Source organism: Paenarthrobacter sp. TA1.8 (assembly GCF_048595705.1).
In the GTDB taxonomy this organism is placed as follows: domain Bacteria; phylum Actinomycetota; class Actinomycetes; order Actinomycetales; family Micrococcaceae; genus Arthrobacter; species Arthrobacter nitroguajacolicus.
This window is the reverse complement of sequence record NZ_CP184287.1, coordinates 1-23,382: the sequence shown is the minus strand read 5'-3', so window position 1 is coordinate 23,382 and position 23,382 is coordinate 1. Positions and strand designations below refer to the sequence as shown.

Here is a 23,382-nt window from a genome sequence, read left to right as displayed (position 1 = left end):
GGGTGTCAGCGGCGGCAGAACTGCCTCACCTACTGCTTGATCAGCGGGCTCAGCTTCGATGCACGTGCGGCTGCTCCGGTCATGCCCAGGGACTCCAACCAGTTGCCCAGCATCTGATACCCGCCTTCGGTGAGCACCGATTCCGGGTGGAACTGGACGCCGCATAGGGGCGCGGTCTTGTGCTGCAGGCCCATCACCACTCCGTTGGTGGTCTCGGCGGTGATTTCCAAGACGTCGGGGATGGAGTCCCGTACTGCTGCGAGTGAGTGGTAGCGCGTCGCTGTCACTGGCGAGGGCAGGCCGGCAAAAACGCTCTTCCCTTCGTGCCGGACGGGCGAAGTCTTGCCGTGCATAAGCTCCGGCGCGTGAGTCACCACACCGCCATAGGCCTCGGCGAGGGCCTGGTGTCCCAGGCAAACACCGAACATGGGCTTGGCGGCCTCGCCACACCATTTGATGAGCTCAATGCAGACGCCCGCTTCTGCAGGGGTTCCCGGGCCAGGGGAGACCAGCACACCGTCGCGGCTTGCTGCGAGCTCGGTGGCCTCGGCAAGTGTCACGTCGTCGTTGCGGACCACCGTTGTCTCGGCACCGAGTTCCTGGAGGTATCCCACCAGTGTGTAGACGAAGCTGTCGTAGTTATCCACTACAAGGATTTTTGTTGTGCTCATGGCTGCTGCACTAAACCAATCGTTGAGTCGGTCAATGTGGTGAATTGGGAGAACCACGGGAAGAGGAATTCGACCATCAGTACCAGGGCTACGCCCACCAGCACCAAGGATGTCAGGATCCGCACCCACAGGGGGCCAGGCAAATGACGAAAGATCCACGCGTACATCCGTTACCCCTTTCCGTGAGCCCGGGCTACTTGGGCGGCGATTTCCGACGGCGGTCCGGCTGAGGCGGGTTGCCAATCATCCAGCATGGAGTAAGCAATGATGCGTTCCTGTGCCCCAAAGCGCGGGTTGCAACTCGTCATGGTGAGGATACTTTCCGTGGGCTGGACACCCGGTTCGGTGGGAACGGGCATCAAAACGTCCGTCCGGTCCGGGAGGACGATCTGGTTGTTACGGAAGACGTAGGTGTAGTAGCCGTCTGCGGTCTGGATGTAGATTTTGTCGCCGGGAACCAGGGTGTGGATGTTGTCCAGTACGGCACCGTGGGTTTGACGGTGTCCGGCCACAGCGAAGTTCCCGGGCGCGCCTGGCATGGAGGTGCTTCCGTAGTGTCCAAGTCCCAGGGTGTCCAGGACGTCCGAACCGGTGCCCTCAATGATGGGGCGAGTGTAGTCGGGGCCGAAGCGGGGGATGTACATAATCCCGATCATTCCGGCGTAGGCAGGTGCCGGCGCGACCACAGGCGGTCCATAATCCACAGGTGCGGCAGGTGCTGCCGGAGTTACGGGGCCGGAGAACTCCTGTGCGAAACTCTTGACCGCCTCAGTTTGCTTTGCGTCCGCTTGAACGTTGGTCCACCACAGTTCCCAACCCACAAAGAGCAGAAGAACAATGCCTGCAGTGATGAGGAGTTCGCCCAGGATCTGGCTGATTTTTCGGATGACGTCCGATGCCCGGAGACGCTTCCGCGGGCGCAGTTCCTGTCCTTGGCGGGCGGACGGCATGGCTGAAGCCGCCGTCTGCTGCTGATGCGCCACAGGGTCTCCTTGCATAGGGCGCGGGCGGCACGGGCGGACCCAGGTTGCGGCTAGACTTGACAGCTAGAACCAACCCGGAACGCCGTGTGGCCGTTAACCGCTGGAAATTTCCTTCCTGCAGGATATCAAGGCTGGCGGAACGGGGATTAACCGAACAGCCAGGAGGATCCGTGCCCGAGTCCAAGCCCCGCAAGCGGCCTGCCCGTCAGGCCCAGCAAACTTCCGCAGCGCAGCAGTACAAACCGAACCCGGTCTGGTACAAGGCTGTTATGTTCGGCCTGATGATTCTCGGCCTTATCTGGATCATCACGTTCTATATCACTGAGGGCCAGCTCCCAATCCGCGAGTGGGCCTCGTGGAACATCGTGGCAGGCTTCGGGATCGCCATCATCGGCTTCCTTATGACCACTCGCTGGCGCTCCTAGGAATTCAGCACCTCACATTTCCGTGCCCGTGAACGTCTACAGGATATGAACAGCCGGCACACCACCTTGGATTCCCCGTTGGGGCAGTTAACGCTGACTGCCCGCGGGGAATTTTTGACGGGCATCTTCTACGAGGGTCACTGGCATATGCCCCCGCCGGACTACTTCGGAGATCCCGCAGGAATCAAGGACCCGGTTTTCGCGCGGGCCCAAACCGAGCTCGGCGAGTATTTGAACGGTCATCGGACAGTTTTCGACGTCCCTTTCGAAGCCTCTGGCAACCCCTTCCAGGAGAAGGTCTGGGATCGACTCAAACATATTCCCTTCGGCGAAACCGTCAGTTACGGGGAGTTGGCGTCGGAGTTGGGGGATCCTCATCTTGCCCAAGCTGTTGGGTCCGCCGTTGGACGCAACCCCATAAGCATCATCATTCCTTGTCATCGGGTGGTGGGACGCAACGGACAACTCACCGGCTACGCGGGTGGCCTTCGCAACAAGCGCTTCCTCTTGGAATTGGAAGAGCCGGCAGAAGTGCGGGAGGGCAAGCTTTTCTAATGAAGCCAGGGCAAATGGGCAACAAGAAGCCGTTCGAAGCAGTGGTCCGGGAACAAGGTGCCACTGTGCTTCGGGTGTGCCGTGCAGTTCTCGGTGTGCATGACGCCGATGACGCGTGGTCAGACACATTTCTGGCCGCCCTGCAGGCCTACCCCACCCTCCCTGCAGGGGCGAACGTTGAAGCCTGGCTGGTCACCATCGCCCATCGCAAGTGCATCGACCATGTGCGTGCCGGTACCCGCCGCGCCCTTCCGGTGGACCACCCACCCGAACAACATTCCAGCCTCGGCATTCCCGGTGACGGGCATGAGGAATTGCTCGACGCAATATCGAGCCTTCCGCCGAAGCAACGACAGGCCGTCGCTTATCACTACCTTGCCGGCCTTCCCTATAACGATGTTGCTGCCCTGTTGGGGGGCACCGCCGAGGCTGCCCGCCGTGCCGGGGCTGACGGTGTTAAATCACTCCGCTCCGCTCTTGCGGCACATCAGTCGCTGGCTCACACATCCTCGAAAGGCGATATCTGATGACCCTCGAACTCAGCCCCGATCACGCCGAGGTAGTTTCGCTCCTGCACCCCCTGGATGCAGGACTCGAACCAGCCATCGCCAGCCTCCACGCCCGGTTGGCCCTGGATGCTCAACTCACCCACACCCTGGACATCGCTTACAGGGTTGTGGACTCTCCTGTGGGGAAGCTGCTCCTGGCCGCGACAGATCGGGGAATCGTCCGCGTCGCGTTCGAGCTTGAAGACCACGACTCCGTCCTGCAGCTCCTGGCCAACACTGTGAGCCCGCGCATCCTTCAGGCACCAGCCCGATTGGACGATGCCGCCCGGGAACTCGACGAGTATTTCAAAGGCACCAGGACCGAGTTCGATCTCACGCTGGATTTCCGTTTGTGCCGGGGTTTCCGCCTCAACGTCCTGCGCCACCTGCCTCGGATCCCTTACGGCAGCACAGCCAGCTATGCCCAGGTGGCCCAGGCAGCTGGCAGCCCCAACGCGGTCCGGGCAGTCGGAACCGCTTGCGCCACCAACCCTTTGCCCCTCATTGTGCCGTGCCACCGGGTAGTGAAGTCTGATGGCAGTTTCGGCGGCTACCTTGGTGGAAGCGAGGCCAAACGCGCACTGCTCCGCCTTGAGGCAGCGGCATGAGTGACGACGCCCTGTTTCCGCTGGAACTTCTGCAGCCGGAAGGGCACGACGCCGGTCCGCGCCTCGTCGCACCCGGCGCCGTCCATGTGCCTGGTTGGCTCACGCTTGAACAACAACGGTGGATCGTGGCGCGCTTTGGTGAGTGGACGCAAGGACCGGTTCCCCTGCGTGCCGCCACCCTCCCTGGCGGACACCAGATGTCGGTAAGGACTGTGTGCCTTGGTTGGCACTGGCAGCCTTACCGGTACACAAGGGAAGCCACGGACGTCAACGGCCGCCCCGTGCTCGATTTTCCGGACTGGATGGTGCGTTTGGGGCGGCAGGCAGTGGAAGCGGCCTACGCCTCCGGGGTTGAAGATGACGAAGCCCTGATCAAGCTGGCCAAGGATTACACACCCGATGCCGCGCTGGTGAATTTTTACGACGACGGTGCTGCCATGGGCATGCACCAGGACAAGGACGAGCGCTCCAACGAACCCGTGGTTTCTCTCAGCATCGGGGAGTCCTGCCTCTTTCGCTTTGGCAACACTCGGACACGGACCAAGCCATATACGGATGTTGAACTTCGCTCCGGAGACCTCTTCGTCTTTGGAGGACCATCACGTTTCGCGTATCACGGCATTCCCAAAGTCCTCCCAGGAACGGCACCGGATGGTTGTGGCCTCTCACAGGGACGGATCAACATCACCATGCGAGTTACGGGCTTGTCCTGATGCCGCGGAGCCATCACAAGAATGTCAGAGGCACCGGGCACACTAGCCCTGAAGCTGAATTACCGTCCCACCGCCTTGGCGGTGCGGCTGCAGAGGAGCATGCATGAGCCCGGATAACGGCACCATCGTTGGTCAGGATGGGCTGGCGCGCCCCCTATGGGCCTCCTCGGATCCCCTCCTGCAGGCGTATTACGACCACGAGTGGGGAATGCCCGTCCGCGATGAGCAGGGCATGTATGAGCGCATCAGCCTCGAAGCCTTCCAAGCCGGTCTCTCCTGGGCCACCATTCTTCGGAAACGGGACGCTTTCAGGAAGGCCTTCCTGCACTTCCATCCGGAAAGTGTCGCCGCCTTCACCGAGGCTGACGTGGAGCGCCTCATGCTTGACGCCGGGATTGTGCGCAACAGGCTAAAGATCAATGCCGCGATCACCAACGCCAAGGCCACCATTGCCCTGCGCGAAGAGGGGGGCCTGGTCGAATTCGTGTGGTCGTTCCAACCCGAGAGTACGCCGGCTCCCAGCTCCATGGCGGACATCCCCACCACATCCCCTGAATCGATCGCGTTATCCAAGGCACTCAGAAAGAAGGGCTTCGCTTTCGTGGGCCCAACCACCATGTATGCGCTCATGGAAGCCGTGGGCATCATCGACACTCATTTGGTGGATAGCCACCGTCGCGGCACCTCGGGAGTTTGGGCCTGAGCCTCCGCCTGCCTCCGAGGTGAACGTCTTGAGCTAGTCCACAGCTCTTGTCCACAGAAGTGCGAAACTTTATCCACAGGCGTGGATAACTTCTGTGGACATCCACGCACCTAAGGGATAAATCAGCGCCAACCCGCCAATCCGGGCCAAAAGTCTGAACGGCCATACTTTTACCCACTGTGCACGACGCTGTGGATAGTGCCCCAATCTTCACCCAGAGTTCAACGATCAGGGATTGCCCGATTTGCCGCGGATAGTTTGAGCGAGCGTTGAACCTGCCCCACCCGGGTCGGGAGCTCCACAGTCCGAGCGTAGACGTTGAATAACTTACCCACTTAACAACAGCCCCGTACCCACAAGTTATCCACAGATGGGGATAAGGAGTGGGTATCCACTCTTGGATCGCTGGTTTGCCGGGCTTTGGAGCCCTTTCTGCAGTCTGAACTACAGCTGTGTAAGTTATTAACACTGTTGATAAGCCTGTTGATATTCGCCTCCCCACGAGCTCATTAACAGGTTTATCCACAGCCGTCACGAAAATGCCCAGTTTGTCCACATATCTTCACCCAACGGGGACAAAGTTATCCACAGGTGTGGAGAAATGCATGCCTTTCGGGGGATATCTACCGCTTTGGCGAGCGTGCGGACGATTAAAGGGGGTAACTACACTCATGTAAGTTACGCACAGTGTGGATAAAAGCTGTGGATAACTGCTGGGAGTACCGTGAAACCATGAAGAGCGACTTCAAGAAGCAGATCCCCAGCTACACGGCCAAGCACGGCCAGTTCTCGGTAGTCACAGTGCCCACCTTGCAGTTTTTGATGATCGACGGTCACGGGGACCCCAACACGGCACAGTCTTATAGGGACAGCCTGGCTACGCTGTATCCCGTTGCCTACAAGCTCAAGTTCTTCAGCAAGAGTGAACTCGGTCGGGACTATACGGTGATGCCACTCGAGGCTCTGTGGTGGTCGGATGACATGAAGTCATTCACCAGTGCCAGGGATAAGTCACGCTGGGACTGGACGCTGATGAACATGGTCCCCGACTGGATCACCCAGGAGCACCTGGACATGGCGCTGGAGATAGTCGCCAGGAAGGGCGAGGCTCCGCTTCTGAAGGCGCTTCGCCTAGAGCCGGTCCATGAAGGTTTGAGCGTACAAACGCTACACATAGGCCCTTATGACGATGAGGGACCAGTGCTCGAGGAGATGCACAACAAATTCATACCCGAGAAATCGCTGACTATGATCGGCAGGCACCATGAAATCTACCTCGGCGATCCCCGCCGTACCGCACCGGAGAAACTTAGGACCATCCTGCGACAGCCGGTCAAAAGAATGACGGAAAAGTGGCTCGCTAGCCAGCGGTGACGCGGAACCAGGTGGCCACGGCCAAGAGGCCTGCCACCAGAACCAGCCCACCGGTCTGCAGCAGCGCCTGGTTCTTACCTCGAGGGGCGTAGGCAATGGCGGCGGCTGCGAGGCCGCCGGTGATCAGTCCGCCCAGGTGTGCTTGCCAGGCGATGCTGGGCACGAAGAAGCCGATGGCGCCATTAATGGCGATCAAGACCCACAGTTGCTTGGTCTCTCCACCTCGATGGCGCTGCACAACAAGCATGGCACCGAACAGGCCGAAGATGGCCCCGGACGCACCAACGACCCCCACAAGGGGCCTGTCCGGAGTCAGCAACAGGAAGCCCACTGAGCCACCAATTGCGGAAATCAAGTAGACAGCCAGGAACCGGATCCGCCCGAGCAAAGGCTCAAGGGCTTGTCCGAAGATCCACAGCGTGTACATGTTCAGGACTATATGAAGCAGGAAGCCTTGGGAATGCAGGAACGCTGCCGTGACCATGCGCCAGGGCTCACTGACTGCAAAGATGTTGGCGAACGCGAAGTTTTCGAAGACCGCGTCGCCGGGCACCATCCACTGAAGGACATAAACCAGGGCGCATAGGCCAATGATCACGTACGTCACCAAAGGCCGGCCCACTGCCAAGGCTCCGCCATACGGGGAGCGGTATGTCGGCGTCGTACGTTTTTGTTCGTTGACGCAGTCAACGCATTGGAATCCGACGGCGGCCGCCCGCTGGCACTCGGGGCACGCAGGGCGCCCGCAGCGCTGGCACCGCACATAGGAGGGCCTGTCCGGGTGCCTGGGGCACACCGGAATATCAGCGGACGGCTCTGCCGACGGAATTCCGTAACTCATGGGCTCAGGTTCAGCGTGCGGCTAGAGCTGTTCGATGTCGATGCTGTTGATGACAACGTCCTCAACCGGTCGGTCACCCATGCCGGTGCGGACGGACTCGATTGCATCCACAACCTTGCGGGATTCCTCATCCGAGACTTCGCCGAAGATGCTGTGCTTGCCGAACAGCCAATCGGTGTTCACAGTGGTGATGAAGAACTGTGACCCGTTGGTGCCCTTGCCCATCTGAATGCCTGCGTTGGCCATAGCAAGCTTGTACGGAGCGTTGAAGGTCAGTTCAGGGTGGATTTCGTCGTCGAACTGGTAGCCCGGGCCACCCACGCCGCGTCCAAGGGGATCGCCGGCCTGAATCATGAAGTCCTTGATGATCCGGTGGAAAATGGTGCCGTTGTAAAGGGGCGTACCGGTCTTGTCTTCGCCGGTTTCCGGGTGGTTCCAGGACTTTTCGCCCGTGGCCAGGCCAACGAAGTTGGCGACCGTCTTGGGGGCGTGGTTGCCGAAGAGGTCAACCTTGATGTCGCCGAGGCTCGTGTGGATCGTTGCTTTTGCGGTTGCGATGGTCATGGGAACATTCTTCCATGCAGGGTCAACGGCCGTCGGGCTGTAAAGCCGGTTCCGCGCTCGGTGAAATCCGGGACGAACTCGAACAGATGAATAGCCGGTGTTCCACAAGCGACGTAGGCTAGCAACAAACGAGCATGTGTATCGGGAGGTAGTTGTGAAGAAATCAGACCGTATTGCCCGCGAACTCGAACAATCAGTCACGGCCGGTGTGGATAACGCCCGCGACTGGGCTGCACCGCGTGTGGAAGCAGCCGTCAATTGGGCTGTTCCGCGTATCCAGCACGGCATTGACACCGCTTCCCCCAAGATCCAAGAGGGGCTGAAGTCCGCTGCGCACAACCTCGCCGACGGCGTTGCAGTTGTTACGCCGCGGATCCAGGACGGGTTGGCGCACCTCGCGCCGAAGATCCATGACGTAGTTGAAGATGCGACACCCAGGATTCAGGAGACGCTCAACAAGGCCACCCCTGCTCTTGGTCATGCAAGGGACAAAGTGGTGGTGGAATATTTGCCCAAGCTCTCGGAGCAGTTGGGCCAAGCTTCCGTAGCTGTCCATCACGTTCTCGAGAACGCTCCCGCACAGGTTGACGCCGTGGCGCAGAAGCTGGTTGATTCCGGTGTTGTCCACAGCGTCCAGGAGCAGGCTCAGGCCACCGGCAAGCAGATCAAGGCAGTTACTGACCAGGCCAGCAAGGCGGTTTCCACCGCGCTAGCCAAGGAACAGCCCAAACCCAAGAAGCGCGGATGGTTGATCGTCACGGTCATTGCTGCCGCGGCGGCCGCAGGCGTTGCTGCTTGGAAGGCTTCCAAGCCGGTTGAGGATCCGTGGAAGACGCCTTCACCGGTCACACCCACGCCCGCTCCTGTTCCTGCAACGAGCACCACTCCGTCCCCGGCCGATGCCTCTGCGTCGGTCACAGCCACAGTTGCTGAGCCCAAGGCTTCGGACATCACGCCCGAGGAAGCCAAAGCTGAAGTAGAGCAGGCAACCAAGGACGCTTTCAAGAACGTTGAGGATTCCACCGACAAGGTGGCAACCGATGCCAAGACTGCCGTCAAGAACATTGCGGCCAGCCTCCATAAGGACACTGATGGCAAGGACTCCGACGCCAAAGGTGCACAAAACTAAGACCTGACCTACAGCCTCACACAAGGGCTTGCAAGTCAATCATCTGAAGGGATCCGGGCAGTTGCCTGGGTCCCTTCAGTGTTTGCCGGCTCGTAACCAAAGCCTCCATCGGACCTACCGCCCCGGGTGTTAGATTTGAGGTGATGTCAGCCGATAGACCCTTTGCGGGTGCCCTCCAGGATGTCCCGGAACCGCCGGGAGTGTCCATCGTCATCCCGGCGTATAACGAGGAAAGCGTCATTCGCCAGTGCCTCATCGCGGCCATCTACCAGTCAGTTCCAGCCGAAGAGATCATCGTGGTGGATAACCTCTCCACGGATCGCACGGCCAGGATCGTGCGCCAGATGCAGCAGGAATATCCCGAGAGCCCCATCATCCTCCTGCGGCAGGGAGACACCCAAGGCTTGATCCCGACACGTAACCATGGCCTGAACAACGCCACAGGTGACGTGGTGGGCCGCATCGACGCTGACTCCGTTCTTGAACCGGACTGGGTGGAACAGGTCCAGAAGGCTTTCATTGACCCGTCCGTCGCGGCAGCCACGGGTCCGGTGGTCTACTACGACATGCCCATGCGCCGGTTCGGGCTAAAAGCCGACGACAAGATGCGGCAGCTAATGCTCCGCTTGGCCAAGCACCAGTACCACTTCCTCTTTGGCTCCAACATGGCACTACGCCGCACCGCATGGGAAACCATCCGTGATGAGGCCTGTCTGGACCCCAAGGACGAGATGCACGAGGACATCGATCTTTCGCTGCACTTGTTCGAGCACGACCTCAAAGTGCAGTACCTTCCGCAGATGGTGTCCGGCATGTCTGCCCGGCGGCTTGAGGACTCGCCGCGGGACTACCGCTACTACGTCCAGCGTTTTGATCGGACGTACAAGGCCCACAACGTCAAGAAGATGGCTCTGAAGGCGCCTATGGTGGTGTTCTTCTCGGTGTACTTCCCGGCCAAGTTACTGCGTGCCATCCACACGGCCAACTCTGCGCAAGGGGCCCGCCGCGGCGGTGCTTAAACGCCCGACGCCGGTACCTCAGTCTGTGCCAAGCCCGGCTAGGCGCTGGTCCGGTTCCGGCCGCCCGCGCCGCTGACCGGCAACCACTACGGCCAGTCCCACCAGGATAAGCGACAAACCCGCATATGTGCCGGCCGGCAGGGTCTCGTTCAGGAAGACGGCTGCCAGGAAGGCAGCACCTGGAATCTCCAACAGGATGATCATGGACACCAGTAACGGGCTCATGGTGGCTAGCAGGTGGTTGAACGCCGTGTGCCCCACCAGCTGCGCACATACGGTGATGGCAATAATGCCAAGCCAACCGCCGGCGTCGAATCCTGTGAGCGGCTGAGCGCTGAACAAAGCCAGCACGGCCACTATCCCCGCGCACATTCCGTAGCACAGGGTGGTGTACGTCCCCGTACCCATGGACTGGCGCGCCTTGCCGCCCGCCAGCGTGTAGAGACCGGCCAAGGCGCCGCCAGCGAGTGCCAGGAGGTCGCCCAGCAGCGCTTCCGGGGATGAACCCATGTCGAAGCCGGTAATGGCCACAACACCGCCGAAAGCGATGCCCAAGCCCACGAGGACCGGCCACCTGTGCCGCGTACCCCGGAACAACTGGAAAACGGCGATCCACCCCGACTGCAGGCACACCAACGCGGTGGCGGCGGCAACGGACGTCAGCTGCAGCGCGGTAATGAAGCACGCAAAGTGGAACGCAAGAGCCACGGCCGCTACAGCCGACCAGCCGAATTCACGCCGCGTGATCTTCCCGAATGCTTTCGGCTCCCGGATGACAACCGGGCCCGCCATCACCACGGCACCGATAGCGTTGCGCCAGAACGCGATGGCCAAGGCTGTCACTGAAGTGGCACCGAGCGTGCCCGCTATGAGTGGTCCGGAGGACGCCACGCCAAGGACACCGAGCGCAGCAATGAGAAGGTTCACGGATCTACCCTAGTGCGGCGGGCAGGCTCGGCAGTTCCCGGGCAGTCAGTGCATTTCCCGTTGGTGTATGACACGCATATGGGGACGGCCCCTAAATGCAAAAGTCCCGGTCATTTCTGACCGGGACTTTTCTTATGGTGGAGGCACGGGGACTCGAACCCCGAACCCCCTGCTTGCAAAGCAGGTGCGCTACCAATTGCGCCATGCCCCCATAAGAAGCAACCCGTCAATCATACCCCATGTCCGGACTGGTATTTACCAATCCGTACCGGGCTCCTCGGCTAGTCCACCGTATCGGTCGACTTGCTCCAGACATCCTTCCGGGCTTCGGATTCCTGCGCCTTTTTATAGACCAGGACACCTGCGATTGCCGCTGCCACTACTACCAGCAACTTCTTCACAAGCACCTCATTCCGGTTCAGTTTTACCTGAACCTCTTTCGGTTCCGTGGGCGTACCAGGACTTGAACCTGGGACCTCTTCGTTATCAGCGAAGCGCTCTAACCGCCTGAGCTATACGCCCCGATGCCTCATCGGGCCGAGATATGACTGTACAGCACATCCCGGCCCGATCTCAAATCGAGGCATTTCCCCGGATGATTTCCGCCATTTTCGGCGTATTTCCGGGGATTTTCGTTAGTCGTCGGTCAGGGTGACGCCAACGCCACCAACCAACGTTGCGGAAATGTTATACAGCACGGCCGAAAGCATGGACAGTGCAGTCAACAGGACCACGTTCACCACGGCGATGATGGTGGCAAACGATGCCACTTGGCCAAGCGAAGCAATCTTCTTCAGTTCGAATCCACTGCCTTCGGAGCCTGCCAAAGTGCCAAGAAGGCTATCCACCTGATTGAAGATGCCTGTGAGATCCAGCACAGTCCAGAGGACGATCGCTGCAACGACAGTAACGATGCCCAACGCAACAGAGAGCAGGAATGCCATCTTCAGCACCGACCAGGGGTCAACCTTGCTGACAAGGAGGCGCGCGCGGCGGACCTTTGCTTTCGGGGCCGGCTTCACAAGTCCGGGACCACCCTGGGCAGGGCGCTGGGCAGGCGTGCCTGCAGGGCGCTGCCCGGGAGCACCGGTAGGCCGCTGGCCTGGAGCACCTGCGGGACGCTGAGCGCCGGTGGCGGGACGCTGGCCGGAAGCACCGGGAGCACCGGTAGGCCGCTGGGTGGAGTTGGTGCCGCCTGCGGGACGTGCTCCGGCTGCGCCGGCGCCGGAAGAACCGGTTCCGGGACGCTGCTGGGGCCGTGCAGGTGTTCCTGCCTGTGCGCTGCCCGAGGGCTGCCGGAGTCCGCCGGGGACACCTGTGCTCGGCTTGGGATATGAGTCGGAATTACTCACTCGTTACCTCCGGTATTGTCTTCGTTCAGCTCCGCGCCCGTTTCGATTTCCGGGTCTGCGTCGTTTTCCGTTTCGTCCGTCACGGTCGCCTCGGAGGCGCCGTCGTTTGCAGCCAACGTTACGTCATCGTCGAGTCCGTCCTCTGACTCTTCTACTTCCAAGCCGCGTTCGCTGTTGCGCGCAACCTCGATAATGCGATCATTCTTGTCCGGCTTGGCAAAGATGACGCCCATGGTGTCGCGGCCCTTGGCGGGGACGCCGGTCACGGCCGAGCGCACCACCTTGCCACCCTCCATGACCACCAGGACCTCGTCCTCTTCCTGCACGATCAGTGCGCCAACGAGGTCACCGCGGTCTTCAGCAAGCTTGGCCACCTTGATGCCCAAGCCGCCACGGCCCTGCAGACGGTATTCGTCCACTGCGGTCCGCTTGGCGTAGCCGCCCTCGGTCACGATGAACACGAAGGATCCGTCCTGGACTACGTCTGCGGCGAGCAGTTCGTCGTCTTCACGGAACTTCATACCGGTCACACCGGACGTGGCGCGGCCCATGGGACGCAAAGCATCATCGGTGGCCGTGAAGCGGATGGACTGGCCCTTGCGTGACACCAGGAGCAGGTCATCGGTTTCGCTGACCAGCTGGGCCGAGACAAGTTCGTCCTCATCGCGCAGGTTAATGGCGATGACGCCGGCCGTACGGTTGGTGTCATAGTCCTCCAACCGTGTCTTCTTGACCAAACCGTTCTTGGTGGCCAGCACCAAGTAGGGAGCCTGCTGGTAGTCCCGCAGGTCAAGGACCTGGGCGATATGCTCATCCGGCTGGAACGCCAGCAAGTTGGCAACGTGCTGGCCCTTGGCATCGCGGCCGGCTTCTGCCAGCTCGTAAGCCTTTGCCCGGTACACGCGTCCAAGATTGGTAAAGAACAGCAACCAGTGGTGCGTGGTAGTGACGAAGAAGTGCTCCACAACGTCGTCACCACGCAACTGCGCACCCTTTATGCCCTTGCCGCCACGCTGCTGCGAACGGTAGTTGTCGCTGCGGGTGCGCTTTACGTAGCCGCCACGGGTGATGGTGACAACCATTTCCTCTTCGGGGATCAAGTCCTCCATGGACATGTCGCCGTCGAAACCCATCAGGATGTGGGTGCGGCGGTCGTCGCCGTGCTTGGCCACAATCTCTGCGAGTTCTTCACTGATGATCTGGCGCTGCCGCTCCTCCGAAGCAAGGATCGAGTTGTATTCCTCGATCATCGACTCGAGCTCAGAGTGACGGTCCTGGATCTTCTGGCGTTCCAGTGCGGCCAGACGGCGCAGCTGCATGTCCAGGATTGCGCGGGCCTGGAGTTCGTCGATCTCCAAGAGTTCCATGAGGCCTTCACGGGCAGCCTCTGTGGTGTTGGACGCGCGGATGAGGGCAATGACCTCGTCCAGCATGTCCAGTGCCTTGAGGAGTGCGCGCAGGATGTGCGCCTCTTCCTCGGCCTTGCGCAGACGGTAGCGGGTGCGGCGTGCAATGACGTCCATCTGGTGCGCAACCCAGTGTCGGATGAAGGCGTCAAGGCTCAAGGTGCGCGGAACGCCGTCGACAATTGCCAGCATGTTCGCCGAGAAGTTGTCCTGCAACTGCGTGTGCTTATAAAGGTTGTTGAGTACAACCTTGGCCACGGCATCGCGCTTCAGCACAATTACCAGGCGCTGGCCGGTACGGCCGGAGGTTTCATCGCGGAGGTCGGCAATGCCGGAAATCTTGCCGTCCTTGACCAGTTCGGCAATCTTGATGGCCAGGTTGTCCGGGTTGGCCTGGTACGGGAGCTCGGTTACCACCAGGCACGTGCGGCCTTGGAGTTCCTCCACGTTGACCACGGCCCGCATGGTGATGGAGCCTCGGCCGGTTCGGTACGCGTCTTCGATGCCCTTGTGGCCAAGAATGGTGGCGCCCGTGGGGAAGTCGGGGCCCTTTATCCGCAGCAGCAGCGCTTCGAGGAGCTCTTCGCGCGTGGCGGTGGGGTTTTCAAGCGCCCACTGGACGCCTTCGGCAACCTCGCGGAGGTTATGCGGCGGAATGTTGGTGGCCATACCGACGGCGATACCTGAGGAGCCGTTGACCAACAGGTTGGGGAAACGCGCCGGCAGGATGGTGGGTTCCTGGTTCTTGCCGTCGTAGTTGTCCTGGAAGTCGACGGTTTCCTCGTCGATGTCGCGGACCATTTCCATCGCCAGCTGGGCCATCTTGGTTTCGGTGTAACGCGGTGCAGCAGCACCGTCGTTGCCGGGCGAACCAAAGTTGCCTTGGCCGAGTGCCAGCGGGTAGCGCATGGTCCAGTCCTGGATCAAGCGGACCAGGGCATCGTAGATCGCCATGTCGCCGTGCGGGTGGTACGTACCCATAACGTCGCCCACAACGCGGGCGCACTTGTTGAAAGAGCGGTCGGGGCGGTATCCGCCGTCGAACATTGCGTACAGAACGCGGCGGTGCACCGGCTTAAGGCCGTCACGGACATCCGGGAGGGCGCGGCCGACGATAACGGCCATGGCGTAGTCCAAGTAGGACCGCTGCATTTCCGTCTGCAGGTCCACCTGTTCCACGCGGTCGGTCAGCACATCGCCCTCGAGGATGACGTCGTCAGCGTTGGATTCCGCCGGGACTTCGGGAGTTTCGTCACTCATAATCTAAGGTTTCCGTTTCAGGTATATGTCAGTTCTGGAATATTCAGTTGCCCTTGTGGGCCCCTAGATATCGAGGAATCTGACGTCCTTGGCGTTCTGCTGAATGAAGTTACGGCGCGATTCGACGTCCTCGCCCATCAGGACGGAGAAGGTTTGATCGGCGGCCAGTGCGTCATCCATGGTGACCTGCAGCAGGGTGCGCCGATCCGGGTCCATGGTGGTGTCCCACAGCTCCGTGTAGTCCATCTCGCCCAGGCCCTTGTAGCGCTGGATGCCGTTGTCCTTGGGCAGTCGCTTGTTCATGCTGGCACCCTTGCGGATGGTTTCATCGCGTTCGCGGTCGCTGTAGACGTAGTCGTGGGCGGCGTTGGACCACTTGATCCTGTACAGCGGCGGCTGGGCCAGGTACACGTAGCCATTCTCGATGAGCGGACGCATGTAGCGGAACAGCAGCGTCATCAGCAGCGTGGTGATGTGCTGGCCATCTACGTCTGCATCTGCCATCAGGACGATCTTGTGATAGCGAAGCTTGGAGATGTCGAAGTCCTCGCCGATACCCGTTCCGAAGGCGGTGATCATTGACTGGACTTCAGCGTTGCCCAGCGCCTTGTCCAGGCGGGCACGCTCAACGTTCAGGATCTTGCCTCGCAGCGGCAGGATAGCCTGGGTCTCAGGGTTACGCCCACGCTTGGCAGAACCACCGGCCGAGTCACCCTCCACAAGGTAGACCTCGCAACGTGAGGGATCCTTGGAAGAGCAGTCAGAGAGCTTGCCGGGCATGCCGAAGGACTCCAGCGGGCTCTTCCGGCGGGCGTTATCACGGGCCTTGCGGGCAGCCATGCGTGCCTGGGCAGCCGAAATGGCCTTACGGATGACATCGCGGGCGGGTCCGGGATTCCGCTCCAGCCAATCACCCAGCTGGTCCGTGACAACGCGCTGTACAAAGCCCTTTACCTCGGAGTTGCCCAGTTTGGTCTTGGTCTGGCCTTCGAACTGCGGCTCGGAAAGCTTCACCGAGATAACGGCCGTCAAACCTTCACGGATGTCATCGCCGGTAAGGTTGTCTTCCTTTTCCTTGATGATGCTCTTCTCCCGCGCATAGCGGTTGATGAGCGAGGTCATCGCGGCGCGGAAGCCTTCTTCGTGCGTTCCACCCTCATGGGTGTTGATCGTGTTTGCGTAGGTATGGACACTTTCCGAGTAAGCGGTGGTCCACTGCATGGCAACCTCGACGGCGATGTGCCGCTCAGTGTCTTCGGTTTCGAAAGCGATAACGTCCTCGTGGACGATTTCAACCTTCTTGCTCGAGTTCAGGTGCTTGACGTAGTCCAACAGCCCGTCCGGGTATTGGTAAACGACTGTGCGGTGCTCGGCTGCGACTTCGCCTTCCGTTGCCACGGCATCCAGATCGAGATCGTCGTCCCCGTCACGGTTAACCGGGCGCTCATCCGTCAGCGTGATCCGCAGGCCCTTGTTGAGGAAGGCCATCTGCTGGAAACGTGCACGCAGCGTCTCGAAGTCGAACTCGGTGGACTCGAAGATGGTGCCGTCCGGGTAGAACGTCTGGGACGTCCCCGTAACGTCAGTAGCCTCGCCCTTGACGAGTTCGCCCTGCGGCTTGCCGCCGTCGGCAAAGGTCATACGCCAAACGTGACCCTGGCGGCGGACTTCCGTGTCAACCCGGCGCGACAGGGCGTTGACCACGGAAATACCAACACCGTGAAGACCACCGGAAACGGCATAGCCGCCGCCCCCGAACTTGCCGCCGGCGTGCAGGATGGTCATGACCACTTCAACGGTGGGCTTGCCCTCGGTCGGGTGAATGTCCACGGGGATGCCGCGGCCATCGTCCACAACGCGGACTCCACCATCAGCGCGGAGCGTGATTTCGATGTGACTGCAGTAACCAGCCAAGGCCTCGTCAACAGAGTTGTCCACCACTTCATAGACCAAGTGGTGCAGGCCGCGGGGACCGGTTGAGCCGATGTACATGCCGGGGCGTTTGCGCACGGCTTCGAGACCTTCCAGCACGGTGATATCGCTGGCACCGTACTCCCTGGGCGCCTCCGCGGGCGTGTCAGGCTTGGGAACAGTCTCCTCTTCGGGCTCTACTGCCAAGGTCTCTGCATTGTCGTTAGCCACAGGCGCTTTCGACTCCTCTGTACTCGATGTCGGCCGTTCCCGGAGCTGCCCACGGCGAACCGCGGCCGCCAACGGGCACGTGACTGATTGCGCCGATTAGTCCGACGAAGGGGTCCCCAATGCCACAGGAGTGGATTCAGGACCCGACGACGTTTCACCGGCGCTCAGTGATCTACGCCAATTCTATCGTGGAAACGCGTGAATCCTTGCAAATACGGGGGCAGCCGAGAGCTGAATATGGCCGTAGGAGACCGCTGGCCCTATCTTCAGTGGCCCTATGGTGGTCCCGACGGGGGCCTATACGACTCTGGGGCGTTGAAACGCCCTGCACGCCGTTTAGCCGTAAGTGTCCCTCGGTCCGCGACCGTTAACGCTGCGTCCGCCTTTTCGCCAACTTGGAGCTGAAGGTCCAAGCACCTGAATGCTCGTTACCACTCCTTCTCCCAGTTCATTGCGGAACATCTCCAGGAGGCTGGTGCTCAGCAGCCGCAGTTGTGTAGCCCAGGCCGTGGAGTCGCAACGAACGTGGAGCGTGGTGTCGGTGAAACTCTCGGGCGTGCAGTGAGCGGAGATGTCCGGCCCAACCAGAGTCTCCCACTCCGCCATGACCGAGCCGACGGCCACAGGAGATGTCCAACCGCGTTCGGCCACCAAACGACCTACTACTTTTCCAAGTCCCAAGGGATCACGGCCGCTGCCGTGGAATTGGGTGAAGCCCCTGGTATCCCGCAGCCCTTTGCGTTTCGGAGCGGATCCAGGCCTCGGCGCGCGTTGCCGTACTTCACCACGGGCAGCTGCGGCTTCGCGCATCCGGTTCAAGGCCGCTTGGGCAGCGTCAATCTCATCCGGCTCACGGCCGGGCTGAAGTCCGTCGTGGCTATCCTTCGCCATCGATGCCTCCCGGAACAACGGTTACGCGCCGTCCGGCCAGCTCCTCGGGGATATCGGCATCGACGGCGGCAGTCACCAGTACTTGCTCAGCACCGGCGACGATTGCTGCCAGTTTACGCCGCCGGTGGACATCGAGTTCGGCGAAAACATCGTCCAGGATGAGGATGGGCGCAGTGCCACCGGTCCGGGCGTCATCCAGCATCACATAGTAGGAGGCCAGGCGCAGTGACAGGCACATGGACCACGTTTCACCATGGGACGCATAGCCCTTGGCGGGGGCCTGCCCCAGCACGAGTTCCAGTTCGTCGCGGTGCGGACCTACCAAGGAGATACCGCGTTCGAGTTCCTTTTTCCTGGAGGCTGCGAAGGCCTGGATGTAGCGCTCCGTAAGTTCATCAACGGACAGCACCCGGAGGTCATCAACCGACGCCGAAGGCTCCGTTCCCTGCTCGGCCGGCCCGCCGTCGTCGTCAAGTGCGCCCTGAATGGTTGAGCGGTAGACGGCTCCAGCGTCCTTGGAACCATCAGTAAGTTGGGCATAAGCGCTGTTCAGGTGGGGACGCAAGCGCTCCACAAGTTCCAGGCGTGCATGCAGGAGTTCCGCGCCGGCACGGGCCATGTGCTGATCCCAGACATCCAGGGTTGCCTCATGCCCGGCGGTGAACTTGCCGGCACGGGCCGATTTCAGCAGCGCATTGCGTTGCTTCAACACACGGTCGTAGTCGCTGCGGGTTGCGGCGTGCCGCGGAACGAGGCTCACCAGCAGCTCGTCCAGAAAGCGCCTACGGTTCGAAGGATCGCCCTTGACCAGCGCCAAATCCTCGGGCGCGAACAACACTGTTTGGCAGATCCCCAAAATGTCCCTGGCACGGACCGGGTTGCTGCGGTTGATACGTCCCCGGTTCGCCCGCCCGGAGTTGATCTCGAGCTCGATGACCGTTGACTGCTCGCCACGGACGAGCCTCGCCCGGATCATGGCGCGCTCCGTGCCGAAGCGAAGAAGCGGAGCGTCCGTGCTGACCCGGTGGGAACTCAACGTCGCCAGGTACCCGATGGCTTCCATGAGGTTGGTCTTGCCGATTCCGTTGGAACCCACCAAGACCGTCACGCCGGGGCCGAGTTTCAGGTCGACCTGTGCATAGCTTCGGAAATCCGTCAGCGAAAGATGTTCGAGGTACACGCCGTTTGCAGGACTCCTGCGGCCTAGTTGGCCGGACGGGTGGCGTGTCCGCCGAACTGGTGGCGTAGTGCGGAAACCATCTTCATGGCAGGTGAATTGTCTTCGCGGGAGGCAAAGCGGGCAAAGAGTGCGGCCGTGATTGCAGGTGCGGGCACTGCGTTGGCGATTGCTTCTTCCACGGTCCAACGGCCTTCACCGGAGTCCTCAACATAGTCATCGATCGAGGCCAAGCCCGGATCTTCGTCGAGGGCTTTGACCATGAGGTCCAAGAGCCACGAACGGACAACCGTGCCCTTTTGCCACGCACGGAAAGTCCCCGGAAGGTCCTTCACGATGTCTTTTGCAGCCAGCAATTCGTAGCCCTCGGCGTACGCCTGCATGAGGCCGTACTCGATGCCGTTGTGAACCATCTTGGCGTAGTGGCCGGCACCAACTCCACCAACGTGGACGAAGCTGTCTGCCCGTTCGCCCTCGGGACGGAGTGCATCGAAAACCGGCATGGCCAGTTCAATGTCCTCGTCGGCGCCGCCTGCCATGAGGCCGTAACCGTTCTGGAGGCCCCAAACACCGCCAGATACACCGCAATCCGCGAAGCGGATGCTCTTTTCTGCGAGTGCAGCAGCGTGCTTCTGGTCTTCCGTGAATCGTGAGTTGCCGCCGTCGATGACCAAGTCACCGGGGCTGAGTTTCTCGCCCAGCTCCGTTACGACAGCATCCGTGATGGCACCGGACGGAACCATTACCCACACCAACCGAGGAGTGGGTAATGCAGCGATGAGTTCATCAACTGACCCGACGTCCGTGACGTCGGGGTTGCGATCAAAACCTGTGACCTCAATGCCACCGTTCCGCATGCGTTCCCGCATGTTGAAACCCATTTTTCCGAGGCCGATCAGTCCGATGTGCACAGTGTGAACTCTTTTCTGTGGAGGTGGCGGGAGACGGTACCGGGCTGGGGCCAATTGGCTCGCAGCTAGTTGGGAAGGCGGACCGGCATCACTAGGTAGCGGTAGTCATCCTGGTCTTCGCCGTCTGCTTCAGCCTGGGCCGTGATCATGGCCGGTTTCGGGGCGGTGGTGAAGGAGAATCGAACGTATTTGGTTTCGATGACGCTCAAGCCTTCAACCAGGTAGTGCGGGTTGAAGGCAACGGTGATGTCTTCACCGGAAAGCTGGGCTTCCAGCTCCTCGGAAGCCTGAGCATCTTCACCAGTACCGGCGTCGAGATTCAGTAGTCCTTGGGTGAAGGCAAGACGGACCGGGGTGTTTCGCTCTGCCACAAGTGAGACACGGCGAACGGCCTCGACGAGTTCCTGGGTCTGGACTGTTGCGTGGATCGGCGTGGAGTCCGGGAAGAGTGAACGGATCTTGGGGTAGTCGCCGTCAACCAGAAGTGAAGTAGTGGTCCGTCCACCACTTTCGAAGCCAATGAGGCGGCTGTCGTCGTCAGCAAGCGCGAGGTTGATGTCGCCGCTGCCACCGAGGGTTTTGGCCACTTCGTTCAGGGTTTTGGATTTCACCAGTGCGCTGGTGGAAATGCCCGGGGTGACAGGCTTCCACGGGACCTCGCGCATGGCCAGGCGGTAGCGGTCCGTGGCGAGGAGCGTGATGAGGTCATCCTCGATCTCCATGCGGACGCCGGTGAGGATCGGCAGGGTGTCATCCTTGCTTGCTGCAATGATCACCTGGGATACGGCTTGGGCGAAAGCGTCGCCCGGCAAGGTACCGCTGATCGCAGGAAGTGCCGGAAGTGCCGGGTACTCGGACTCGGGCATGGTGGCCAGGTGGAAGCTGCTTCGGCGGCAGGTGAGAGTGACTTTGCTGCCATCTGTCTCAACTTCCACAGGAGCCGACGGAAGGCTGCGGCAGATGTCTGCCAACAAGCGCCCGGAAACCAAGATGGTGCCCTCAACAGCGATATCCGCGGGGATTTCCAAACGAGCTGAGGTCTCGTAGTCAAAGCTGGACAGGCTAACGGTTCCTGCCTCGGCTTTGAGGAGGAGGCCGGACAGCACGGGTACGGGCGGCCGCGGAGACAACGACCGCGCGGTCCACGTAACGGCTTCTGCCAGGACGTCGCGGTCGACTCTGAACTTCACGGAAGGGTGCCGCCTTTCATTGCTGCTGCCATGTAGTAGCTGCGGCTTCCTGCTTGGAGGCCGCTAAATCTTCGCAGTCCGGCACCGGAACCTGCATGGTCCGCACTTAGCGAACTACAAGCAGACCCGAGGATTGGAGCGCTGCTGACAGCTTAGCCGGAAGATCCGCGATTAACCCATCCCCGTCGGGCAGGCCCCCTCGTATGTGGATAGTCCAGGCTGGCTACGGCCTGGCTCTTGGTCTGTCGTTTGCGGGGCGGGATGGGTGGCAGAACGAGATTGTTATTTGAGGGATTTCAATTTTTTGGGATTCGTAGTGTTAATAACTGCTGTGGAAACTGTGGATAACCCGATCTCGCCGCGTCGTTTCGCGGTTAAGCCCTGTTCACGGATTGTGCGTTAACTGGGTTTTAAACAGGGTGTGGATGGGGACAACTCCCAGGCCGGTTTTTAACGATCCACAGATGGCTTAAGGGTTTTAAGCCCATTAACCGCGCTTGTCCCCTTAAGTATCCACAGGCTTATCCACATGCACCTGTTAATAAGGTATGTAGTGCCGGGCGCGATGTGGATTTCAGGAGTCGCGCTGCTGCTGTTTGATCCGGTTGGTCAGCTCCGTGACCTGGTTGTAGATCACACGGCGCTCGGCCATCAGCTCGCGGATCTTGCGGTCTGCGTGGATAACGGTGGTGTGGTCACGACCACCGAGCTCCTGTCCGATCTTCGGCAAGGACATGTCCGTCAGCTCGCGGCACAGGTACATGGCAATCTGCCGGGCCGTCACCAGGGTGCGTGTACGGGACTTGCTGCAGAGCTCTTCCATGCTGAGCTTGAAGTAGTCAGCTGTCTGGTCCAGGATCTGCTTCGCCGTGATCTCCTGGGCACCGTCGTCGGTGATGAGGTCCTTCAGGACCATCTCAGCGAGAGCCACGTCCACAGGTTGGCGGTTGAGGCTCGCGAACGCCGTGACGCGGATTAGCGCGCCTTCAAGTTCGCGGATGTTGCTGGAGATCTTGGAAGCGATGTACTCCAAGGCATCGTCCGGCGCGGAGAGACCCTCGCTGAGGCCCTTCTTGCGAAGGATAGCGATACGGGTCTCCAGTTCAGGGGGCTGGATATCCGTCAGGAGGCCCCACTCGAAACGGGACGTCATACGGTCTTCGAAGCCGGCGAGCATCTTGGGCGGCTGATCGGAGGTGATGACAACCTGCTTGTTGGCGTTGTGCAGGGCATTGAACGTGTGGAAGAACTCTTCCTGGGTCCGGTCCTTGCCCGCCAGGAACTGGATGTCATCGATGAGGAGCACGTCCACGTTGCGGTACGTGGTCTTGAAGCTGGTGCCTTCGTCATCGCGGATGGAGTTAATGAAGTCGTTGGTGAACTCTTCCGAGTTCACGTAGCGGACCCGGATGCCGCTGTAGAGCCGGCGGGCATAGTGTCCGATTGCGTGAAGCAGGTGGGTCTTGCCCAAACCTGAATCGCCATAGATGAACAATGGGTTGTAGGCCTTCGCCGGAGCTTCAGCCACGGCCACTGCGGCCGCATGGGCAAAGCGGTTCGATGAACCGATCACGAAAGTATCGAAGATGTACTTCGGGTTCAGTCGGCCAAACTCATGCGAGGTACTCGGCGGCGTGGGCTGCGGCTTCGGTTCGGCGAAGTCGGATACTGCGGAGAGCTCGACGGCGGGTTCGGGCTCTGCGTGGACGGGCACCAGATCGGTGTCCACGTCGATTGCACAGCGGATGTCGTCCGAGAAGACATTGCGGAGGGCATCGTCCAAGGCGTCCTTGACCTGCGTCTGAAGGACCTCGCGGGTGAGTTCATTGGGAACGGCCACCAGCAGGGTTGAACCGATGAGGCCCTGCGCCTGGGCGAGGATGACGAAACCGCGCTGACGGGGTGAGACCCGGTCGTCTTGTTCCATGAGGCTCAGCACCCTGCGCCAGGAACTTCCGACAGTGTTGGCGTGGTTGGCTTCGTCTACTGTCAT

24 protein-coding genes and 2 tRNA genes are annotated in these 23,382 nt (G+C 60.6%); 9 read left to right on the top strand and 17 right to left on the bottom strand.

Annotation, left to right across the window (positions count from 1 at the left end):
- Positions 1–29: 29 nt before the first annotated feature.
- The 3 genes from ACNAOT_RS00130 to ACNAOT_RS00120 are packed head-to-tail and all read right to left on the bottom strand — an operon-like array spanning position 30 to position 1,669.
- Positions 30–671, bottom strand: a complete 642-nt coding sequence (locus ACNAOT_RS00130) for an aminodeoxychorismate/anthranilate synthase component II (RefSeq protein WP_054808446.1) — start codon at positions 669–671, stop codon at positions 30–32.
- Positions 668–838 carry a hypothetical protein gene (locus ACNAOT_RS00125; RefSeq protein ID WP_178994679.1) on the bottom strand — a complete coding sequence of 57 codons (171 nt, stop codon included), beginning with the start codon at positions 836–838 and terminating at the stop codon, positions 668–670. Before ACNAOT_RS00125 ends, ACNAOT_RS00130 begins: the two co-directional genes overlap by 4 nt.
- Positions 839–841: 3 nt before the next feature.
- Positions 842–1,669, bottom strand: coding sequence for a class E sortase (locus ACNAOT_RS00120; protein ID WP_420179545.1), 828 nt, complete (start codon positions 1,667–1,669; stop codon positions 842–844).
- Positions 1,670–1,824: 155 nt separating this feature from the next.
- Here ACNAOT_RS00120 and ACNAOT_RS00115 point away from each other — a divergent pair, with 155 nt between their 5' ends.
- From ACNAOT_RS00115 to ACNAOT_RS00085, 7 genes are all read left to right on the top strand, one after another.
- Positions 1,825–2,079: a cell division protein CrgA gene (locus tag ACNAOT_RS00115; protein WP_017199768.1), complete on the top strand. Its 255-nt coding sequence runs from the start codon at positions 1,825–1,827 to the stop codon at positions 2,077–2,079.
- Positions 2,080–2,124: 45 nt separating this feature from the next.
- Complete coding sequence (locus tag ACNAOT_RS00110; RefSeq protein ID WP_420179544.1) at positions 2,125–2,634, top strand: methylated-DNA--[protein]-cysteine S-methyltransferase; 510 nt, start codon at positions 2,125–2,127, stop codon at positions 2,632–2,634.
- Positions 2,634–3,161: an RNA polymerase sigma factor gene (locus ACNAOT_RS00105; RefSeq protein WP_091464299.1), complete on the top strand. Its 528-nt coding sequence runs from the start codon at positions 2,634–2,636 to the stop codon at positions 3,159–3,161. Before ACNAOT_RS00110 ends, ACNAOT_RS00105 begins: the two co-directional genes overlap by 1 nt.
- The gene (locus tag ACNAOT_RS00100) at positions 3,161–3,790 is read left to right on the top strand and encodes a methylated-DNA--[protein]-cysteine S-methyltransferase (RefSeq protein WP_420179543.1); all 630 of its coding nucleotides are present in this window, start codon (positions 3,161–3,163) and stop codon (positions 3,788–3,790) included. The genes ACNAOT_RS00105 and ACNAOT_RS00100 overlap by 1 nt, the downstream gene beginning before the upstream one ends.
- On the top strand, positions 3,787–4,503 hold the full coding sequence (locus ACNAOT_RS00095; protein WP_420179542.1) for an alpha-ketoglutarate-dependent dioxygenase AlkB family protein: 717 nt from the start codon (positions 3,787–3,789) through the stop codon (positions 4,501–4,503). Before ACNAOT_RS00100 ends, ACNAOT_RS00095 begins: the two co-directional genes overlap by 4 nt.
- A 103-nt stretch (positions 4,504–4,606) precedes the next feature.
- Positions 4,607–5,206: a DNA-3-methyladenine glycosylase I gene (locus ACNAOT_RS00090; protein WP_091464289.1), complete on the top strand. Its 600-nt coding sequence runs from the start codon at positions 4,607–4,609 to the stop codon at positions 5,204–5,206.
- Positions 5,207–5,938: 732 nt separating this feature from the next.
- The gene (locus ACNAOT_RS00085) at positions 5,939–6,580 is read left to right on the top strand and encodes a GyrI-like domain-containing protein (RefSeq protein WP_420179541.1); all 642 of its coding nucleotides are present in this window, start codon (positions 5,939–5,941) and stop codon (positions 6,578–6,580) included.
- On the opposite strand, the gene ACNAOT_RS00080 is transcribed toward ACNAOT_RS00085, so the two are convergent.
- Entirely contained in the window at positions 6,567–7,421 is an 855-nt protein-coding gene (locus ACNAOT_RS00080) for a rhomboid family intramembrane serine protease (protein WP_091464287.1), read from the bottom strand. The genes ACNAOT_RS00085 and ACNAOT_RS00080 overlap by 14 nt on opposite strands.
- A gap of 21 nt (positions 7,422–7,442) precedes the next feature.
- Positions 7,443–7,985 carry a peptidylprolyl isomerase gene (locus ACNAOT_RS00075; protein WP_017199760.1) on the bottom strand — a complete coding sequence of 181 codons (543 nt, stop codon included), beginning with the start codon at positions 7,983–7,985 and terminating at the stop codon, positions 7,443–7,445.
- A 154-nt stretch (positions 7,986–8,139) separates the two neighbouring features.
- Between ACNAOT_RS00075 and ACNAOT_RS00070 the strand changes: the two genes are divergently transcribed.
- Positions 8,140–9,114: a hypothetical protein gene (locus ACNAOT_RS00070; RefSeq protein ID WP_420179540.1), complete on the top strand. Its 975-nt coding sequence runs from the start codon at positions 8,140–8,142 to the stop codon at positions 9,112–9,114.
- Positions 9,115–9,257: 143 nt separating this feature from the next.
- The gene (locus ACNAOT_RS00065) at positions 9,258–10,133 is read left to right on the top strand and encodes a glycosyltransferase (RefSeq protein ID WP_420179539.1); all 876 of its coding nucleotides are present in this window, start codon (positions 9,258–9,260) and stop codon (positions 10,131–10,133) included.
- 18 nt (positions 10,134–10,151) lie between these two features.
- On the opposite strand, the gene ACNAOT_RS00060 is transcribed toward ACNAOT_RS00065, so the two are convergent.
- From ACNAOT_RS00060 to dnaA, 12 genes are all read right to left on the bottom strand, one after another.
- On the bottom strand, positions 10,152–11,060 hold the full coding sequence (locus tag ACNAOT_RS00060; RefSeq protein ID WP_091464279.1) for a DMT family transporter: 909 nt from the start codon (positions 11,058–11,060) through the stop codon (positions 10,152–10,154).
- 135 nt (positions 11,061–11,195) lie between these two features.
- Positions 11,196–11,271, bottom strand: a tRNA-Ala gene (locus ACNAOT_RS00055).
- Positions 11,272–11,341: 70 nt separating this feature from the next.
- Positions 11,342–11,461, bottom strand: a complete 120-nt coding sequence (locus ACNAOT_RS00050) for a DLW-39 family protein (protein ID WP_217639245.1) — start codon at positions 11,459–11,461, stop codon at positions 11,342–11,344.
- 47 nt (positions 11,462–11,508) lie between these two features.
- A tRNA-Ile gene (locus tag ACNAOT_RS00045) sits at positions 11,509–11,582 on the bottom strand.
- Positions 11,583–11,695: 113 nt separating this feature from the next.
- Complete coding sequence (locus tag ACNAOT_RS00040; protein WP_420179538.1) at positions 11,696–12,412, bottom strand: DUF3566 domain-containing protein; 717 nt, start codon at positions 12,410–12,412, stop codon at positions 11,696–11,698.
- A complete protein-coding gene (gyrA, locus tag ACNAOT_RS00035) occupies positions 12,409–15,078 on the bottom strand; it encodes a DNA gyrase subunit A (protein ID WP_420179537.1) in 2,670 nt (889 codons plus the stop codon). The genes ACNAOT_RS00040 and gyrA overlap by 4 nt, the downstream gene beginning before the upstream one ends.
- Before the next feature lie 63 nt (positions 15,079–15,141).
- Complete coding sequence (gene gyrB, locus ACNAOT_RS00030; protein ID WP_091464274.1) at positions 15,142–17,220, bottom strand: DNA topoisomerase (ATP-hydrolyzing) subunit B; 2,079 nt, start codon at positions 17,218–17,220, stop codon at positions 15,142–15,144.
- Between the two features lie 336 nt (positions 17,221–17,556).
- Positions 17,557–18,111, bottom strand: a complete 555-nt coding sequence (locus tag ACNAOT_RS00025) for a DUF721 domain-containing protein (protein ID WP_054808852.1) — start codon at positions 18,109–18,111, stop codon at positions 17,557–17,559.
- Positions 18,098–19,291: a DNA replication/repair protein RecF gene (gene recF / locus ACNAOT_RS00020; protein WP_420179536.1), complete on the bottom strand. Its 1,194-nt coding sequence runs from the start codon at positions 19,289–19,291 to the stop codon at positions 18,098–18,100. The genes ACNAOT_RS00025 and recF overlap by 14 nt, the downstream gene beginning before the upstream one ends.
- Before the next feature lie 23 nt (positions 19,292–19,314).
- A complete protein-coding gene (gene gnd, locus ACNAOT_RS00015) occupies positions 19,315–20,199 on the bottom strand; it encodes a phosphogluconate dehydrogenase (NAD(+)-dependent, decarboxylating) (protein ID WP_091464270.1) in 885 nt (294 codons plus the stop codon).
- 65 nt (positions 20,200–20,264) lie between these two features.
- Positions 20,265–21,389: a DNA polymerase III subunit beta gene (dnaN, locus tag ACNAOT_RS00010; protein WP_011772783.1), complete on the bottom strand. Its 1,125-nt coding sequence runs from the start codon at positions 21,387–21,389 to the stop codon at positions 20,265–20,267.
- A gap of 574 nt (positions 21,390–21,963) precedes the next feature.
- Positions 21,964–23,382 carry a chromosomal replication initiator protein DnaA gene (gene dnaA, locus ACNAOT_RS00005; RefSeq protein WP_017199749.1) on the bottom strand — a complete coding sequence of 473 codons (1,419 nt, stop codon included), beginning with the start codon at positions 23,380–23,382 and terminating at the stop codon, positions 21,964–21,966.

Coding starts and splice junctions, on each gene's coding strand:
- ACNAOT_RS00130 (WP_054808446.1), bottom strand. CDS start 671: ATGAGCACAACAAAAATCCTTGTAGTGGATAACTACGACAGCTTCGTC.
- ACNAOT_RS00125 (WP_178994679.1), bottom strand. CDS start 838: ATGTACGCGTGGATCTTTCGTCATTTGCCTGGCCCCCTGTGGGTGCGG.
- ACNAOT_RS00120 (WP_420179545.1), bottom strand. CDS start 1,669: ATGCAAGGAGACCCTGTGGCGCATCAGCAGCAGACGGCGGCTTCAGCC.
- ACNAOT_RS00110 (WP_420179544.1), top strand. CDS start 2,125: ATGAACAGCCGGCACACCACCTTGGATTCCCCGTTGGGGCAGTTAACG.
- ACNAOT_RS00105 (WP_091464299.1), top strand. CDS start 2,634: ATGAAGCCAGGGCAAATGGGCAACAAGAAGCCGTTCGAAGCAGTGGTC.
- ACNAOT_RS00100 (WP_420179543.1), top strand. CDS start 3,161: ATGACCCTCGAACTCAGCCCCGATCACGCCGAGGTAGTTTCGCTCCTG.
- ACNAOT_RS00095 (WP_420179542.1), top strand. CDS start 3,787: ATGAGTGACGACGCCCTGTTTCCGCTGGAACTTCTGCAGCCGGAAGGG.
- ACNAOT_RS00090 (WP_091464289.1), top strand. CDS start 4,607: ATGAGCCCGGATAACGGCACCATCGTTGGTCAGGATGGGCTGGCGCGC.
- ACNAOT_RS00085 (WP_420179541.1), top strand. CDS start 5,939: ATGAAGAGCGACTTCAAGAAGCAGATCCCCAGCTACACGGCCAAGCAC.
- ACNAOT_RS00080 (WP_091464287.1), bottom strand. CDS start 7,421: ATGAGTTACGGAATTCCGTCGGCAGAGCCGTCCGCTGATATTCCGGTG.
- ACNAOT_RS00075 (WP_017199760.1), bottom strand. CDS start 7,985: ATGACCATCGCAACCGCAAAAGCAACGATCCACACGAGCCTCGGCGAC.
- ACNAOT_RS00065 (WP_420179539.1), top strand. CDS start 9,258: ATGTCAGCCGATAGACCCTTTGCGGGTGCCCTCCAGGATGTCCCGGAA.
- gyrA (WP_420179537.1), bottom strand. CDS start 15,078: ATGAGTGACGAAACTCCCGAAGTCCCGGCGGAATCCAACGCTGACGAC.
- ACNAOT_RS00025 (WP_054808852.1), bottom strand. CDS start 18,111: ATGGCGAAGGATAGCCACGACGGACTTCAGCCCGGCCGTGAGCCGGAT.
- dnaA (WP_017199749.1), bottom strand. CDS start 23,382: ATGACAGTAGACGAAGCCAACCACGCCAACACTGTCGGAAGTTCCTGG.